Genomic DNA, 18090 nt, shown 5'->3' on the forward strand with positions numbered 1-18090 from the left:
GACTTATGAAAAAAGTAGGGACTATAATGAGTGCAACTTAAAAAAATGCAAGCGTTGATGAAGAAGAGTACATATTTTGAACATGTCAGAGAGCTGGTGGTTGGTGCGAATCAGTATGGGATTAATATGGAATGGCCTTCGGAGCTTCCAAACCGAACCGAAAGAAGTAGGCTTTGGCGACATGATCTCATCGATACAAGAGACACGTATTAACTTTTGATACGGCAAAGTGCGTTACATTTGTAACGAATTAAGGTGGCACCACGGGAGTACCCGTCCTTTCTATAGGATGAGTACTCCCTTTTTGTGTATAAAAATAAATAAATTAAATCGTTTAAGTAAGAAGAGTACGTATATTGGAGACGTTCCAGAGAGCCGGGGATAGGTGGGAGCCCGGTGCGGTGCCATATGCGGAATGGGCTTACGAGAGGTATGCTGAACCGAAAGAAGTAGGCAACCCGGGTTCCGCCGTTACAAGGATAAGGTATATATTTGTACCTGAATAAAGCGGGATGCTTCTTGCATCCAAACGAGGTGGTACCACGGTAAATTTATCGTCCTCTACATATTTCGATATGTAGGGGACTTTTTTTATTTTAAATAGTGAGGTGGCAATCATGATAACGAAAGAACAATTTAACATGCAACAAGGGAAAACATTTTTGGTCATCGATGAAGAAGAAGGAGATAGTGTGACGCCGATTGCTTTATATCGTCGTATGAAAGGTAAAAAGAAATTCTTACTCGAAAGCTCGCAGCTTCATCAAGATAAAGGACGTTATTCTTATTTAGGATGCGATCCATACGGAGAAGTCAAAAGTAATGGCGCAGCAGTAGGGATTACGATAAATGGTAGAACAGAGCAGGTAGAAGAAAATGTATTACAAGCATTGAAAAAAATCATTGCCCCAACGGGTGTCGAAAGTCCATTTCCGTTTTGCGGGGGAGCAGTTGGATATATTGGTTATGATGTGATTCGGCAATATGAAGATATTGGGGAAGAACTGTTTGACCCGGTCGATATTCCAGAAGTTCATGTATTACTGTACCGAGAATTTATGGTATACGACCATTTACGCCAAAAATTATCGTTTGTATATGTATGCAGGGAAGAGGATACGGACTCTTTTGAAGAAGTTCACGAGAGATTGCAGGCATATAAACAAAATGTCTTACAGGCAGAGGAAAAGTACGTAACAGAAATACAATCTTCTCTACCCTTTACTTCTTCTATAACAGAAGAAAAGTTTTGCGAAATGGTAGAGAAAGCAAAAGAATATATTCGAAATGGTGATATTTTTCAAGTTGTATTATCTCAGCGATTACAAAGTGAATTTATAGGCGATTCATTTGCACTTTATCGCAAACTTCGGATTGCGAATCCATCGCCATACATGTTTTATATTGATTTCCAAGATTATGTTGTACTCGGTTCTTCACCAGAAAGCTTACTTTCTGTACGAGACGATAAGGTGATGACGAATCCGATTGCAGGAACAAGACCACGCGGAAAAACAAAGCAGGAAGATGAAGAAATTGCGAAGGAGCTCTTAGCCAATGAGAAAGAGCGTGCCGAACATATGATGCTTGTAGATTTAGGGCGAAATGATATCGGCCGGGTGAGTGAAGTCAGTTCAGTTAAGTTAGATAAGTATATGAAAGTCGAAAAGTATTCACATGTGATGCATATTGTATCCGAAGTTTCCGGAACATTGCGAAAACAAACGGATTGTTTTGATGCATTAGCGTATTGTCTGCCGGCTGGTACTGTATCTGGAGCACCGAAAATTAGGTCGATGCAAATTATCAATAGATTAGAAACGGAAAAAAGAAATGTATATGCCGGAGCAGTTGGATATATAGCTTTTTCTGGAAACCTTGATATGGCGCTTGCGATTCGCACAATGGTTGTCAAAGACGAGAAAGCATATGTGCAGGCAGGAGCTGGTATCGTCTATGATTCAGATCCAACCTCTGAGTATGAGGAGACGTTAAATAAAGCGAGAGCGCTTTTGGAGGTAATGAAATGATTGTACTCATCGATAACTATGATTCATTCACTTATAACTTGTATCAATTGTTAGGGGCATATGAAGAAGAGATTGTTGTCCTGCGAAATGATAAAGTGACGATTCAAGAACTGGAAGAAATGAAACCAAAAGCAATTATTCTTTCACCAGGACCTGGAAAACCAGAAGATGCAGGAATTTGCATCCAGGTGATTCAGCATTTTTATAAACAAATTCCGATTCTTGGCATTTGTCTTGGACATCAAGCGATCGTTTCAGCGTTTGGCGGTGAAATTGTAAGAGCAGAGAATATAAAACATGGGAAAACATCACGTGTAAAACATAATGGCACATCGATATTTTCCTATGTCACGCAACCGTTAACTGCAATGCGCTATCATTCACTTGTAGCAGCGAAGCAGACGATTCCAAAGTGTTTTGATGTATTAGCAACAGCGATGGATGATGGGGAGATCATGGCAGTTCGCCATAATTATTACCCACTTTTCGGACTTCAGTTTCATCCGGAGTCCATTGCGACGGAAGAGGGCGGAAAATTAATACGTGCATTTTTATCCAATGTGAAAGAGGAGGAGCGAGTATGAACAGTTATCTTCGGAAATTAGTAGATGGACAAAACTTAACGGAACAGGAAATGTATAAAGCAGGTCTTGCACTCTTAAGTGAAGATATATTAGAAAGTGAAATTGCTGCGTTTTTAGCATTGTTAAAGGCAAAGGGTGAAACAGCCGATGAAATATATGGCCTCGTTCGTGCTCTTCGGGAAAAGGCGTTACCATTTGCAAGTCATATAAAAGGAGCGATGGATAATTGCGGAACAGGCGGAGACGGAGCCCAAACATTTAACATTAGTACAACATCTGCTTTCGTACTTGCCGGAGCTGGTGTGAAGGTAGCGAAACATGGGAATCGCGCTGTGTCTAGTAAAACGGGGAGTGCGGATCTATTAGAAGAACTTGGTGTAAATATTGCATGTACCCCAAGAGAGATTGACTATTTATTAGAAAAAGTAGGCATAGCTTTTCTATTTGCACCAGCGATGCATCCGGCACTTAAACGCATTATGAAAATAAGAAAAGAGCTGAATGTACCGACCATTTTTAATCTTATTGGTCCACTTACAAATCCGATTGATTTAGAAACGCAGTTTGTTGGTATATACAAACGAGATATGCTAATGCCAGTAGCAAAGGTATTGCAAAAGCTTGGTCGAAAACAAGCGCTCGTTGTAAATGGAAGTGGATTTTTAGATGAAGCCTCTTTGCAAGGAGAAAATCATGTGGTGATTTTAAAAGACAACAAAATTATAGAAGAGAGCATTACTCCAGAAACATATGGATTTTCTCGGGTGAGTAATGAAGAAATCCGAGGCGGAAATGCAAAAGAAAATGCGCATATTACACTGCAAATACTAGAGGGGAAAAAGAGTGTATACCGTGATACGGTTCTACTCAATGCAGGTCTTGCACTTTTTGCGAATGGAAAAGTAGAGACAATTGAAGAAGGAATTCACTTAGCAGCACATAGTATTGACTCTGGAAAGGCATTAGAGAAACTGAATGTATTAATTGCAGCTAGTAATCAAAGATTGGAGAGGGTGAACTAAATGGAAACTATTTTAGACAAGATTGTTGAGCAGAAGAAAAAAGAAGTAGAAGAGTTATACCAAACATATACACCAGTGAAAGAAAAAAGACAGGTTTACTCACTTGTGGAAGCACTGAAACAATTTACAGTTATTGCAGAAATGAAACGAGCGTCCCCATCTAAAGGCGACATCAATTTACATGTAGATGTAGCAAAACAAGTAAAGACGTATGAACAGTGCGAGGCAGGAGCTGTTTCCGTTTTAACGGATGGGAAGTTTTTTAAAGGATCCTTTCAAGATTTAGAAACGGCGAGAGCACAAAGTAATATTCCGCTTTTATGTAAAGATTTCATCATTGATACCATTCAAATTGATCGGGCGTATGAAGCGGGAGCGGATCTCATTTTACTTATCGTTGCGGCATTATCAGAAGAAAAGCTACGAAAGTTATATGCATACGTACAAAAAGTAGGATTAGAAGCAATTGTAGAAGTACACAATGAGGCAGAATTAGAGGTGGCATTAGCATTAACTCCTCATGTGATTGGAATAAACAATCGTAATTTGAAAACATTTGAAGTGGACTTAGGTACGACAGAAAAACTCGGGAAACGATTAAATGAAAAGAATATGCTTTGGATTAGTGAAAGTGGAATTCATACGAAAGAAGATATCATGCGTGTCAAGCAGGCTGGTGCAAAAGGAATTCTTGTTGGGGAAGCGCTGATGACTGCACCTTCTGTCGGAGACTTTTTTCAATCGCTGAAGGTGACAACATGAAAGTAAAGATTTGTGGCATTACTGATTTCGAGACAGCAAAACTTGCCTGTGAATATGGCGCAGATGCCATTGGATTTGTTTTTGCGAAAAGTAAAAGGAAAATTACACCTAAAAAGGCAAAACAGATTATTAGTGAGCTTCCAACTGATGTAATGAAGGTTGGCGTGTTTGTAAATGAATCGGTAGAAGTCATCCAGAAAATCGTAAATGATTGTGGTTTAACGCATGTACAACTGCATGGGGATGAGAGGAATCATCATATTAGAAGATTGAATATTCCGTCTATAAAAGCGGTTGGTGTACATTCGAGTGAAGATATCGAACAATCAACAGGCTATGAAGCAGATTTTCTCTTATTTGATAGCCCGAAAGAAAAGTTTCATGGTGGAAATGGTAAAACATTTTCATGGCAGTTACTAGAGCATATGCCAAATGAAATTCGAAAAAAGTGCATGTTAGCTGGTGGATTACACATTGAAAACATTAAAGAAGCGATTGAAATTGTTAAGCCGTATATGGTGGATGTCAGCAGTGGCGTAGAAACAGATGGCAAGAAAGATAGAGAAAAAATAAAACAATTTATTAGAAAAGCGAAGGAGTGTTAAACATGCAATATGCATATCCAGATGAAAAAGGTCACTACGGTATATACGGAGGACGTTACGTTCCAGAAACACTTATGCAGTCCGTTTTAGAATTAGAAGAGGCATATAAAGAAGCGATGCAAGATGAAGCATTTCAACAAGAATTAGAGCATTATTTACAAACGTATGTCGGAAGAGAAACACCTCTTTATTTTGCAGAGAATCTAACAAAGTATTGCGGAGGGGCAAAGATTTACTTAAAACGCGAAGATTTAAATCATACAGGAGCTCATAAAATTAACAATACAATTGGGCAAGCGCTTCTTGCGGTGCGAATGGGTAAGAAAAAGATTGTAGCTGAAACAGGAGCTGGACAACACGGAGTAGCAACAGCGACGGTATGTGCTTTACTCGGTTTAGAATGCGTCATTTTCATGGGAGAAGAGGATGTGAAACGTCAAAAGTTAAACGTCTTCAGAATGGAACTATTAGGAGCGAAAGTGGAAAGTGTTGCAGCAGGTAGTGGGACGTTAAAAGATGCAGTAAACGAAGCGCTTCGTTACTGGGTTGCACATGTGCATGATACGCACTATGTAATGGGATCTGTTCTTGGACCGCATCCATTCCCGCAAATGGTACGTGATTTTCAAAGTGTAATTGGGAAAGAAACGAAGAAGCAATATGAAGCGTTAGAAGGGAAATTGCCAGAAGCAGTTGTTGCTTGCATTGGCGGCGGGAGTAACGCGATGGGGATGTTTTATCCGTTTGTACACGATGAAGAAGTTGCTCTTTATGGCGTGGAAGCAGCAGGAAAAGGGGTTCATACAGAGAAGCACGCAGCAACATTAACACAAGGAAGCGTGGGCGTCCTTCATGGTTCAATGATGTATCTCCTTCAAAATGAAGAAGGACAAATTCAGGAAGCACACTCTATTTCAGCAGGTCTAGATTATCCGGGGGTTGGGCCAGAGCATAGTCTGCTAAAAGATATTGGCCGTGTTTCTTATCACGCAATTACAGATGAAGAAGCGTTGGCTGCATTCCAGTTATTAACGAAAAAAGAAGGAATTATCCCAGCATTAGAAAGCTCACATGCAGTGGCATATGCATTAAAACTCGCGCCTACAATGAAGCAAGATGAAGGACTTGTCATTTGTTTATCGGGCCGCGGTGATAAAGATGTTGAAAGTATAAAACGTTATATGGAAGAGGTGTAAACGATGGGGGTAGAAAGAATTACAGCAGCGTTTCAAAATGGAAAAAAAGCATTTATCCCGTATGTAATGGGAGGAGATGGCGGTTTACAAAAGTTACAAGAGCAAATTCGTTTTCTAGATGAAGCAGGAGCGAGCATTGTTGAAATTGGTATTCCTTTTTCTGACCCAGTTGCAGATGGACCTACAATTCAAAGGGCGGGAAAACGAGCATTAGACAGTGGAACAACGCTCGGGGGAATCTTTCAGGCATTAGCGGAAGTAAGACAAGAAGTAAATATTCCATTTGTACTTATGACCTATTTAAACCCGATTTTAGTATTTGGAAAAGAACGCTTTATCGGAAGTTGTCTAGAGGCTGGTGTAGATGGTATTATCGTTCCAGACTTGCCTTATGAAGAACAAGATATCATTGCGCCACTTCTTCGTGATGTGAATATCGCCTTGATTCCACTTGTTACAGTAACGAGCCCAGTTGAACGGATTGAAAAGATTACGAGGGAATCACAAGGTTTCGTTTATGCGGTAACAGTAGCAGGTGTTACGGGAGCTAGACAGAACTTTAAACAAGAGATTCATAGCTACTTAGAAAAAGTAAAAGCACATGTCCATCTCCCGGTAGTTGCTGGATTTGGAATCTCAACGACTGAGCACATTGAGGAAATGATTACTGTGTGTGATGGGGTTGTTGTGGGGAGTAAAGTAATTGAGTTATTAGAAACAGGAAAACAGAATGAAATTTGTGAGTTAATTGCTGTGGTGAAATAATAAATGTGGGCGATAGGAGATAGTAAGCGAAATTATATCGGCGTAAATTAAAATATATCGGCGATTCGACAAGGGATATCGACTAACAGACAAATAACGACAAAAGAGGCTACCTGTAAAGGAGCCTCTTTTATTATTAACCTAATGGATTTTCACCAAATCGTTTCCAAAGTTTTGGAAAACGTTTTGCTAATCCTTCTTCATCATCTTCATCCCAATCGAATTCAATATCAGGAATAGATGAATCATGTCCCTTTTCATCTAATAAAGAATCAAGTTTATCCCAAATATCATCGTCCCATTCTATATCTCCCGTTTCTTTTAAAGAAAAAGCTTCAAGGCCTATATTTAACATTTCTTCAAATTCTGGAATAATTTCTTCCTCTTCATAAAAAGAAGGAATTAAGTTTGCTAGATTATCAGGATTTTGCAGAGCGGCTTCAAACACTTCTTGTCCGCATGCAATGAGCCAGCCTCTGAAATAATCAAATGAATCATCAGAGCATCCACCTAGAATAATATACGCAGCTGCCCATAGAGAAGATGTATAAGATTCTTTGAAAGCAGTCTGAAAGTGGATTTCATAATCGGCAATTTCACTTGCGGATCGTGAAGCTAATTGTTCAACTAGCCATTCGCTCGTTTCGTCTTTTGTGTTCATTTCAGAAATGAGTTGCCAAAATTGTTCTTTATTCATTGTTAGCACTCCTTTTAAAACGGTATTTGTTTGTAGTGTAACATTTTTTCAATCCTTCACTTGATAAAGAATAGGAAAAAACTGTTGTGAAATGAATTGAATATTATGACATCTGTTATATAATAGTTACAATTGTATCTTATAAGAAATGAGATGATGGTATGGCTGTACTGTTAGCCCTTATTCCAATCATGATGATTTTTATTTGTTTATTTATTTTTAAACAAACATCGCTGAAAGCATCGCTAATTTCCTATGCAGTATGCGGTGGAATCGTTTTACTAACACCAATGTTTCGACTGCAAATAGGAGAGATCATGCATGCAACTATTAAGGGCTGGTTAATTTGTTTTATTGTTGGCTATGTTCTGTTTTTTGGTATTCTTTTATTTCACCTCATGAACAAAATGGGGTATATCGACCAAGTTGCACGTTTTATCGAACAAGTTACACATGATCGATTATTACAAATGCTCTTAATGTGTTTTGGGATTTGTCCACTTATTGAATCCGTGAGCGGATTCGGAATTGGTTTTATGGTTGCTGCCCCTATTTTTCTCTCGCTTGGCTATAAACCGTTTCAAGCAGTTTTATTATCGTTTATCGGTTTATTGGCAAGTTCATGGGGGGCAATGGCTACAGGAACGATTATCGGTTCACAACTTATCAATATGCCATTAGTAAACTTAGGAACTAGTACAGCGTTACTCAGTATTCCTTTTTTTGCATACTTTATTTTCCTTTCTTTGTATGTAGTTGGAGGTGGGCAAGCAATTAAGCAAAAGTGGAAAGAAGGAATGGGCTTTTTTCTTTTATTTTCTATATCAATCTACCTTTCTAACGCATACGTAAGTGTTGAGTTAGCAGGGATTTTAAGTTCCATTGTAACAATTACATTTGGTTTTCTTATCATTAAAATGACAACGAAACAAGGGGAGGAGTTTGTATCAGAGCATGCTGCAACGACGCAGCGAGAAGTTTCTATCGTGAAAATTATAAGCCCGTATTTATTTTTAACTGTTTGTATCTTGCTTTCTCGTCTCATTCCATCGCTACATAATATGCTTGGGTCTTATGCTGTTCTTGATTTGCCAGCGTACTCTTACAAACTAGCATTATTATATTCACCTGGATTTTGGCTTGGGGTTACATGTTTATTTACTATCATTTTTTTTCGCATTCCTTCTACTATTATAAAACAATCTTTATCGCAAACGATCAAACAATGGATACCGTTTGCGATTACAACGACAATGTTCATTGCCATTTCAGAACTAATGGGCGCCGCTGGTATGCACACATTGTTAGCAGAAGCAGCGGGAAATACATTTGGAACGTTATTTGTCTTTGTTGCTCCGTTCATTGGTGCAATTGGTGGTTTTTTAACGGGAAGTAACGCAGGATCAAATGCAATGTTTATTAAACTACAAATGCAAACAGCACAGAATGTAGGGCTTCCGTGGCAATATGTGACAACGCTGCAAAATACAGCATCATCGGTAGCGACAATCGCATGTCCATCACGGATTACACTCGGGGCCTATTTATGTAATATCCCGTTTCGTGAGAATGAACTACTAAAGAAGACAACGCTTATAATCTTTGGAGCGGTGTTGATTGTAGTAGTGGAAGTTGCCGGATGGTATGTATTGCAATGAAATCCTCTGTTTAAGGAGGATTTTTGTTTGTCAGTGGATAATGTATAAAAGAACAAACGTTTCTATTATGTGAAGAGGAGATGATCCCCGTGCCCTTAAAAAACTACGGTGTTCTAAAAGGTATAGCAGTACAATCTATGAGTGGAAAAGGGAAAACCCCTCATTACCAAGTCCGTTTACAAGACGAAGATAGAGTGGACTATCGCATTGCTATTAATGTGAAATCACAAAGTTATCCATCTGAGGTTTTATATTTTGCAAGTAAAAATATAAAATCAGAGGCGATTACGATTTTACCAACAATACCTTTTGGTTTTACTGAAATTAAAAATAATAAGCCGGAGATTGCACTAGATTACGTGAGGGGAAATTTATTTGATTCAAACCAGATGATTCCATTGCCACCTGAAAAGCCAGGCCAAAATAATGATTTAAATGAAAAAATCGAACATTATATAAAGCGTGCAATAGAGGAAAAGGCAATTATTTATGCATTTGGAGAACGATGGGGTCCAGAACATAATACACCTGATCGATATTTTCATTTTAAACCTGGTAACGGCATACATGATATTCATATGAACCAAGGAAATGTGGAGAACTGGAAGAATGATGATGGCGTGTGGCAAGATGGCGGCATATTCATCCACTTTGAGAAAGAGGAAAAGTGGATTGGAATTTTCCTTGCATTTCAGTCGCAGTCTTGGTGTACGGATGAAGAGGGGCATGCACGGGTTCCTGTGGAGCAGTGTAATTATAAAGGGGGAAATTAAGCAAAACAGCTAGTTCATCTCGAACTAGCTGTTTTAATTTTGTAGAAAATAAAACTGATGAATGCAGCGATACATGAAAATAGTATCGCTATGCTCGAAAAAGCAAGTACATACATATTATATTTCACTACACTACCTATCAACTGATTACTATCATAATGAAACAACGCTGCTACCGTATTGAATAAGAATAAGACGATAAATATCGTAATCACACCATCTAATGAACCTTCTATATCTGGTTTACTTAATGCGATGTGTGCAGAAATGCAAATCGCGATAAAAAGAAAAATCCAAAAGGAAGGAGTAGAAAGGTTACTAATCGTAAAAAGACTTTTTAATAGGAGGATCGATGATACAAAAATATTTTGCAGCATATCGATATTAATAGAAGTAACTTGCGTATTTGTTTCAAGAGCACGCATAAAGACCGAATAAGATTGTGGTACAAAATAATACATCAAAAGGATTAAGACGGTCATTCCTGAAAAAATAGGAGCAATTCCGATGAAGAAATTTCCTATTCTTTGATAGATACTTCTTTGATTATATTGGTGTCTTACATAACCTAAATAACCGTTACTTGTATCGGTTGGAAAGAGCTGCATTGCGACAATTTGATGTCTGAATACGACACACATAACAGCATGACCAAGTTCATGGATAGGGACACCAATCCAAGCTGATAAAAGGAAGCCTTTCTTGCCAAAAGCTCTCGTCCAATACGCCCGTGTAAGAGATTCTAAATACCCTAATAAAAAACCAACTAAAATGATGACACCTAGTAATGAGAATAATTGTATCAAGCTTGTAAGGAATATATGAAAAATTGAGTATGCTAATTCCATATTCTTCATCCAATCTATGTATTTTATGAAATTCTTTTTAATATTGTTTATCATACCACTTTGTTAGTAGATTACTAGAATAAATACGATGGAAATGTATAGAATAGATAGCTTTTTCTTGTAGGCATGTTTTCTCTCCTTATACATATATTGAATTTGTAGCAACTTAGAAGATACATGCTAAGGGGGAGATGATAGGATGACGTGTCCAAAATGTAACACCGAGCATACAAGCGAAGCTAAATTTTGTGGGAATTGCGGGCATGCACTGACAGAACAAGCCGCGGGACATCGTGCAGAACAGGGAGAACAGCAGTTGCCCCAGTCAGCAGGCACGAATGAAAAGGTAGAGCAAGCAAAGCAATTTGCGAGTGGCTATTTCCAGTTTTTTAAGAATGCATTGAAAGCTCCGTCAGCAATTATGAAAAGTGGACATATTGAGGTAAGGAATGGGATCACAAGTCTTGTTCTTATTTGTTTTTTATTTGCTTGTCTGTTTTATCGAATGATGAGTCAGGCTACGTCGGTGGCGACGAGATTCGCACCTGAAGTGCCTGCGCCTTCATTTTTTGGAGAATCTGTTAAAGTCTTTCTCTTTTTATTAATTTTAGTTCTTTTTGCTGGGTTTATTGTTTTTGTAAGTGGAAAGTTGATGAAATCATCTTTTTCTTTTTTGGAAACATTAGGTATTTGGGGAACAGTATCGACACCAGTTGTCGCTGTGCTTGTTATCGCACTTTTATTTAGCTTTTTAACAATTTTTCTAGCAGCTTTCTTTTTAGGGATTGCTATATCGTGGATGAGCGTATGTATGATTGTTTCAATCGTAAAGTTAGACCGAGGTGGATTAGATCCAGTGTACACACTAATCATTGCAAATATTTTGATTTCAATTGCGATCTGGATTATCCTTTGGTCTTATATCCAAACAATCATTAATACCTTAACAGGAAGTTTCTCGGGCTTCTATTAAAAAGATGGCTGAACGGATGAGCGTGTGTACAAAATGCGGTTCGCAATTAATGGATGGCGTGCAATTTTGTCAAAGCTGTGGAACGAGAAGAGCTGAATATGAACGGAGAGGAAACGAAGAGGCATCCCATATGCGAAGGAAGATGAGTACAGGAAAGAAAATATGGATTGGGGTTATCATTCTTGTTATTCTCAGCTTTGGCGGGGTATACATGTATGGGGCAAAGTATTATTCTGCAGAAGCGCAAATTGATAGAATGGTTACGATCTTACAAGAAAGAAATGCAGAGAAATTCATTGATATTGTGATAACAGATGATCCGCAATTTGTAGTCGATAAAGAGAGCATAGCCCCGTTGTTTTCTTATATAAAAGAATCCCCTTCTTATGTGAATGATTTAAAAGCTTCTATACAACAGCAAAGGAAGAAGCAAAGTGATGTAGAAAAAGTAGACTTTGTATTAACGAAGGATGGAAAATACTTGTTTCTATTTGATCGATATAAATTGAAAGCAAAAACGTATTACGCATCGCTTCTTACAAATGAAAAAGATGCGTTGTTAAAAATAAATGGAAAAGAGTTAGATAAGGCGACTGATAAAATGTTTGAAAAGCAATATGGACCATTTTTTCCAGGGATTCAAACGTTTCAATCAGAGTTTAAAAATGATTATGTGAAGTTAAAGCGTGAAGAAAAGGTCGTACTTATGAAGCAAAATCAAAATAATATAACAGTTGATCTTTCATTAAAAGGCCATTACATCACGATTCAAACAAATGTAGCGGGAGCGACATTATATGCCAATCAGAAACCAATTACGACTCTCACAGGGGAAGAATTTAAGTGGGGACCAGTAGCTACGGATGGGAGCGTCTCGATTTATTTAGAAAAAGAGAGCGCAAGCGGAAAAGAGAGAACAAAGGTGGAACCTATATCAACAAATCAATACTATACATTATCGTTTCAAAAAAAATCTGAAGAACAACCGAAATCTTCTTATTCACCATCAGTAACAACGAAGTATGTATATAACGGATTTTTCTTTCCTGATAGTCATATTCGGAAGTTAACAAGTGCAGAGTTAAATTTCTTAACAAAAGAACAATTACGGATTGCGAGAAATGAAATATACGCTCGGCATGGGTATATTTTTCAAACGAAAGATATGCAGGCATACTTTTTAAGGCAGTCTTGGTATCGGGAAAATCCGTATTATACAGGAGAGTTGAATGATGTCGAGACGTATAATGTTGAGCTTATAAAGTCAAAGGAATAGGTAGAAGAATTCACTTTCTATGTTGTAAAAATGAAAGGTACATCATCAATAATGGTGATGTACCTTTTATTTATCTATTATGGTAATTATGACATGATTCCTATTGGGAAATACGGAGTAATTGAGTAGTAAGGTACCTTTTTTGTTATTTTTGTAGTGGGATAAGGGCAGCTTTAGCTGGTTCGCGTGAAAAATAGAGATGAAAGAGAAAGTTGACCCTACTCGATTTTCCAGTTGTACTAGCTTGGACATCGGATAAAGCACTGGAAGAAAGTATGGCTTCTGAATTCGGTGGAACTGTAATCTCGAGTCTACTGTTTAATCCTTCTGATGCGACAACTTTTACTGCATCGTAAGAGAGGTTGATAATCTTAAGAATACCGAGTGGATAGACCGCCTCATTAGGCTGTGAGGTAGATGCAAATAGGGTGGATTTCCAAATTTCTTGAAAAAAGGTATCGCTATCAACTGCCCAAGCCTCTGCATCGTAGATTGTTGCACTAATACTGAATTCTTGTTCAAGTGGTTGAGCAATTTTGGATTCAGCAGGAGTAGAAATAAAATTACTACACATTGAGTCTGTTCACCTACTTTCCATTGTGACTGTTATAGCATATTAATAATCAGATTTATGAGACACGACGTTTTACCTATAATGTTCAAAGGATGTTTAAGGTATAAAATCATCCTTTTGAGTGGGAGAGAGCATCCAGCCATGCATAGAAGTGGTCAGGTCCTTTTTTATTATTTTAACCGAGAAGACCCCCTTCTCTAAACGAAGTGAAGGTGGAGGATGAATCGGTTTTTTCTTTTTAAAGAAAACGTCTCTTTTTTTCAGAACGTATGTTTGTTTTGGCGTATAATGATCTTATCAAATAAAAAGAGGTGAGAACAGGTGAAGAAAGCGTATTTTTCGAAACGGATCTACAAGATAGATTTACCGCATGAAATGGTAGATGCATTGGCAGAGACAGTCGAAACATTTAATCATGCAAAACGTTTTGCATTTCAAACGATTGTTCGTGAAAAGCGTTGGAACCGTAAGTTGTATAGGGACAGTCTTCATCTTGTTCTCAAGCGGAAATATCAATTGAATGACTATTATGCAAACAGTGCGGGGCAAGAAGCAAAGGCGTTGTTTACAGGTTTAATGGCGTTACAAAAACGATATGAGAAGCAAACGCAAGAGAAGCTTAAGAAAAAGTTGAAACAAGAACGGACAAAACTAACAAATCTTCGTAAAATTAAACAAAGTTGTGTGAAAGGAAAGCTAACGTTTCCGAAAAACACTCGCTTCGCGAAGCACAACAACCTCATCTCCTTATCTCGTAAAAAAGACACCTTAATTTGGCTGAGTGAATATCTGTTTGAACACCAATACTTAGATGTTCAAATCAAAAGAATTCAGGCGAAAATCGGTCATCTCACTTACAGAGAATCCCGTTTAACGCAAAAACTTTCATCTGATCAAACGAATATTCCAAGCGTAGTATTTGGAAGCAAAAAACTGTTTCGGTCGCAATTTACCATCCGTGAGTTTGTACGTAACCATGACAAATGGAGAACATTATTTTCTCGTGCTCGAAATAAACAACTGATCCTATCTAGACGGAAAGATGCCAAACATGGCAATTTTGTATTTCAGTATGTGCCTGAGACAAAAGAATTGTGGATGACGACAAGTTCTGGGAAAACACTTATATTTCCAGCTGTTACGTTCCCGTATGGGCAAGAAATGATTGAAGAAGTAATCACAACTCAATTACAGTGTAAGAATAAGAAAAAGGATGGCAAACCGATTGCGTGGTCTGTGGAAGACTATGGTTTTTATTATATTGTGAAATGTTTAGTCGATGTACCGGAAAATCCACACACGAATTACAGCACATCAGATGGTGTGATCGGTGTAGATTGTAATCTTGAGCATGTTGCTTGGGCAAATGTAACGAAGGATGGGAATTATAAAGGAAGTGGCTCCCTTCATTTTTCTATTATGGGTAAATCTACAGGACAAATCACAAAAATCATCGAAGTGGAAGTGATTCGCTTAGTGGACTTAGCGGAGCGGTATAACAAACCAATTGTACTAGAGAAATTAGATACGACCCAATCGAAAACAGGAGATCGATACGGAAATAAACAAGCAAATCGAATGAAGAGTATGTTTGCGTATGAGAAGATGACAAGTGCGATCCGCAGTCGTGCAGATAAAAGAGGTGTGGCTGTCTTTCAAGTGAATCCCGCTTACACTTCAATCTCTGGAAAAATGAAATACATGCGGAAATTCGGTATCTCTATTCATCAATCCGCGGCCTTTACAATTGGTCGCCGGGGATTAGGATATAAAGAAAAAGTACCTCGGGTGCTTCAGCTTTATATTCCAAAGAAAGGCGTACACCACTGGAGTCATTGGCATCAATTAAACAATCAATTGGATATTCGCACGCATCATTTCTATCAGTTATACGATGTGAATCAGCCGCAAGAGGCATTACAAATCGAGCGATTACACTTGTTTGAAAATGAAAAGAAAAAACTAGCAAAACTATCTGTATGATAAAGAAGAACACTTTGTCCCAGATTTTTACGCTTATTACCAGAGCAGATAACAAGTCTAGGAACTGGATGCATGACAAAGTGTTCTAGCCTCGATATAAGAAAAAGTAGTTGTACCTATTTTGTTTGCCTTACGTCGGAAGATAGAATAGGTCGTCTTACATTACATACAGACACTACCGAACTCTATATCGTTGTATTCTCTTTGTTGAACGAGAGGAACTGTTTTTGTGAGTACAGAGACAGGAGAATCCCCCACCTCAAGCTCTTGTAGAGGTAGGTGGGGGTAGTTCAATCCTATGTTATATGAAATCAGAAGAAGAAAATGAGCGTAAGATTCTTTTTGTTTTCGAAGTCGAGATTAGCATGTTGGAAAACCAAAATGGATATATATGAAATGGTGTACGTTGTTATGTTTGGACGGAAGGGGATTCAGTTGTAAACAAAAGGAAGAAGGTATTATACTTTGTATATGATATTTATAGAGTATTTATGGGGAATTTGGAAAATGTAAACGATAGAGACTGTCAAAGGAGTGGTTTGGTGAACTATGTAATTATTGGCGGGGATGCAGCTGGCATGAGTGCTGCTATGCAAATTGTTAGAAACGATAAAGAAGCAAAAGTCGTTACGTTAGAAAAAGGTGAGATATATTCATATGCACAGTGTGGACTTCCATATGTGATTAGCGGCGTGATTCCTTCTACTGAAAAATTAATTGCCAGAGATGTGAAGACATTTCGTGATAAGTATGGAATTAATGCGAAAACAAATCATGAAGTAACAAAAATTGATATTGAAAATAAAACTGTACATGGTATACATACAAAGGAAAAAACAGAATTTCAATATAAATATGATCGCTTGTTAATTGCGACGGGAGTTAGACCTGTTATGCCGGATTGGGAAGGTAAGGATTTGAAAGGGATTCATCTTCTAAAAACAATTCCGGATGCTCATAAAATATTGGAGACACTGCAGCAACAAAATGTTGAGCAAGTAACAATTATCGGCGGCGGTGCAATTGGTCTTGAAATGGCTGAAACATTTGTGGAACTTGGGAAGCGTGTACGAATGATTGAAAGAAATGATCACATTGGAACAATTTATGATGCTGATATGGCAGCGTATATACATGAAGAAGCGGCGAAACATCATATTGAAATTTTAACAAATGAAAATGTAAAAGCATTTAAGGGAAATGAGAAAGTAGAATATATTGAAACAGATAAGGGAACGTATAAAACGGATCTTGTCTTAGTCTCAGTTGGCGTGCAACCAAATACGGAATTTTTGAATGGAACTGAAATCCGGACAAACAACAAAGGAGCAATAGAAGTAAATGCTTATATGCAAACGAGTGTGGAAGATATTTATGCAGCAGGAGACTGCGCAACCCATTACCATATCATAAAAGAAACGCATGATCATATTCCAATTGGTACAACTGCAAACAAACAAGGTCGTCTTGCGGGACTAAATATGATTGATAAACGAAGAGCTTTTAAAGGAACTCTCGGTACGGGTATTATTAAATTTATGGGACTTACATTAGCTAGAACAGGTTTAAATGAAAAAGAAGCGGGCGGATTAAAGCTCCCATATAAAACAGTAACGGTAGATTCAACAAGTATGGCTGGTTATTATCCAAGTGCCACACCACTTTATGTGAAATTGTTGTATCGAGCTGATACAAAACAATTACTTGGTGGACAAGTAATCGGAGAAGAAGGCGTGGATAAACGAATTGATGTCATTGCGATGGCCTTATTTCATAAAATGAGTATCCACGATTTAGAGGATGTCGATTTAAGCTATGCTCCGCCATACAACAGTGTTTGGGATCCGATTCAACAAGCAGCGAGGCGAGCAGAATAGCACTTCTTATAGGGGTGCTATTTTTTATACTGAAAAATTTATGATATAATATTCACTCTTGAAAAATAGATGCCGCAAATATCGGAAGACAAATCTTATTATGATGTAAATACATATGAGCTAGTAATGAACGACGCTGGAGGATAAGAAATGGCAATAAATATGAGAACAGTAGAAGAGTGGATTGCAGAGTCAAATGCAAGGTATGAAGAGGACTTTGGAGAAATTGTCCAAGAAGTAAAGGAACTATGCGTTGCGATTGATAATGCTACTTTAATTTACCCGAAGCATGTATTTTTTGCAAAGCCCAATTTGTTAGTCTAGTATGTACTGTATTCATAATGCATAGCATCGATGATCCGATAGAACCTCTAGGGTTTTTAGCTTGTTCGATTAATTTTTGTAATACACTCAACTGTATCGCTCCTTATATATCAGTTTCCTAAATTTGTATATTCTCTTCAGAC

General features: G+C 37.9%; 16 protein-coding genes, 2 pseudogenes and 2 other annotated features. Of the genes and pseudogenes, 14 read left to right on the forward strand and 4 right to left on the reverse strand.

All coding sequences use genetic code 11. From position 1 onward, the window contains the following. The first annotated feature begins 45 nt into the window (after positions 1-45). Positions 46-284: a binding site (T-box leader), on the forward strand. Positions 285-324: 40 nt separating this feature from the next. After that, positions 325-565, forward strand: a binding site (T-box leader). A gap of 52 nt (positions 566-617) precedes the next feature. The 7 genes from trpE to trpA are packed head-to-tail and all read left to right on the forward strand — an operon-like array spanning position 618 to position 6964. Then, positions 618-2030, forward strand: coding sequence for an anthranilate synthase component I (gene trpE / locus AC1M36_RS12535; RefSeq protein WP_479845917.1), 1413 nt, complete (start codon positions 618-620; stop codon positions 2028-2030). Further along, positions 2027-2614: an aminodeoxychorismate/anthranilate synthase component II gene (locus AC1M36_RS12540; protein WP_336453983.1), complete on the forward strand. Its 588-nt coding sequence runs from the start codon at positions 2027-2029 to the stop codon at positions 2612-2614. Before trpE ends, AC1M36_RS12540 begins: the two co-directional genes overlap by 4 nt. Beyond that, the gene (gene trpD, locus AC1M36_RS12545) at positions 2611-3636 is read left to right on the forward strand and encodes an anthranilate phosphoribosyltransferase (protein ID WP_336453984.1); all 1026 of its coding nucleotides are present in this window, start codon (positions 2611-2613) and stop codon (positions 3634-3636) included. Before AC1M36_RS12540 ends, trpD begins: the two co-directional genes overlap by 4 nt. Further along, positions 3637-4398: an indole-3-glycerol phosphate synthase TrpC gene (gene trpC, locus AC1M36_RS12550; RefSeq protein WP_336453985.1), complete on the forward strand. Its 762-nt coding sequence runs from the start codon at positions 3637-3639 to the stop codon at positions 4396-4398. Next, positions 4395-5003, forward strand: coding sequence for a phosphoribosylanthranilate isomerase (locus AC1M36_RS12555; RefSeq protein ID WP_336453986.1), 609 nt, complete (start codon positions 4395-4397; stop codon positions 5001-5003). Before trpC ends, AC1M36_RS12555 begins: the two co-directional genes overlap by 4 nt. 2 nt (positions 5004-5005) lie before the next feature. Then, positions 5006-6199 (forward strand): tryptophan synthase subunit beta, encoded by a 1194-nt coding sequence (trpB, locus tag AC1M36_RS12560; protein ID WP_336453987.1) that lies wholly within the window; start codon positions 5006-5008, stop codon positions 6197-6199. Positions 6200-6202: 3 nt separating this feature from the next. After that, positions 6203-6964, forward strand: a complete 762-nt coding sequence (trpA, locus tag AC1M36_RS12565; RefSeq protein WP_431613315.1) for a tryptophan synthase subunit alpha — start codon at positions 6203-6205, stop codon at positions 6962-6964. Positions 6965-7100: 136 nt separating this feature from the next. Here trpA and AC1M36_RS12570 read toward each other — a convergent pair whose 3' ends face one another. Next, positions 7101-7661 (reverse strand): DUF4240 domain-containing protein, encoded by a 561-nt coding sequence (locus AC1M36_RS12570; protein ID WP_336453989.1) that lies wholly within the window; start codon positions 7659-7661, stop codon positions 7101-7103. 161 nt (positions 7662-7822) lie between these two features. On the opposite strand from AC1M36_RS12570, the gene AC1M36_RS12575 reads away from it, so the two are divergent. Then, positions 7823-9319, forward strand: coding sequence for an L-lactate permease (locus AC1M36_RS12575; protein WP_336453990.1), 1497 nt, complete (start codon positions 7823-7825; stop codon positions 9317-9319). 89 nt (positions 9320-9408) lie between these two features. Next, complete coding sequence (locus AC1M36_RS12580) at positions 9409-10092, forward strand: DUF2278 family protein (protein ID WP_479845918.1); 684 nt, start codon at positions 9409-9411, stop codon at positions 10090-10092. Between the two features lie 14 nt (positions 10093-10106). Here the strand turns inward: AC1M36_RS12580 and AC1M36_RS12585 are convergent, their stop codons facing one another. Next, entirely contained in the window at positions 10107-10940 is an 834-nt protein-coding gene (locus AC1M36_RS12585) for a hypothetical protein (protein WP_336453992.1), read from the reverse strand. Between the two features lie 199 nt (positions 10941-11139). Here AC1M36_RS12585 and AC1M36_RS12590 point away from each other — a divergent pair, with 199 nt between their 5' ends. Beyond that, the gene (locus AC1M36_RS12590) at positions 11140-11913 is read left to right on the forward strand and encodes a zinc-ribbon domain-containing protein (RefSeq protein WP_479845919.1); all 774 of its coding nucleotides are present in this window, start codon (positions 11140-11142) and stop codon (positions 11911-11913) included. 16 nt (positions 11914-11929) lie between these two features. Continuing rightward, the gene (locus AC1M36_RS12595; protein ID WP_479845920.1) at positions 11930-13189 is read left to right on the forward strand and encodes a TcaA 3rd/4th domain-containing protein; all 1260 of its coding nucleotides are present in this window, start codon (positions 11930-11932) and stop codon (positions 13187-13189) included. A 145-nt stretch (positions 13190-13334) separates the two neighbouring features. Here the strand turns inward: AC1M36_RS12595 and AC1M36_RS12600 are convergent, their stop codons facing one another. Further along, positions 13335-13763 (reverse strand): hypothetical protein, encoded by a 429-nt coding sequence (locus tag AC1M36_RS12600; protein WP_336453995.1) that lies wholly within the window; start codon positions 13761-13763, stop codon positions 13335-13337. A 321-nt stretch (positions 13764-14084) separates the two neighbouring features. Here AC1M36_RS12600 and AC1M36_RS12605 point away from each other — a divergent pair, with 321 nt between their 5' ends. The 3 genes and pseudogenes from AC1M36_RS12605 to AC1M36_RS12615 form a co-directional block, all read left to right on the forward strand. Next, positions 14085-15746, forward strand: a complete 1662-nt coding sequence (locus AC1M36_RS12605) for an IS200/IS605 family accessory protein TnpB-related protein (RefSeq protein WP_479845921.1) — start codon at positions 14085-14087, stop codon at positions 15744-15746. A 542-nt stretch (positions 15747-16288) separates the two neighbouring features. Beyond that, positions 16289-17623: an FAD-dependent oxidoreductase gene (locus tag AC1M36_RS12610; RefSeq protein WP_336452857.1), complete on the forward strand. Its 1335-nt coding sequence runs from the start codon at positions 16289-16291 to the stop codon at positions 17621-17623. Positions 17624-17773: 150 nt separating this feature from the next. Beyond that, a pseudogene (locus AC1M36_RS12615) lies at positions 17774-17920 on the forward strand (DUF3908 family protein); the annotation flags it as partial. Here AC1M36_RS12615 and AC1M36_RS12620 read toward each other — a convergent pair. After that, positions 17913-18038, reverse strand: a pseudogene (locus AC1M36_RS12620) (SAM-dependent methyltransferase); the annotation flags it as partial. The pseudogenes AC1M36_RS12615 and AC1M36_RS12620 overlap by 8 nt on opposite strands. Positions 18039-18090 lie beyond the last annotated feature (52 nt).

Source organism: Bacillus sp. Medicinal_06, assembly GCF_056711665.1.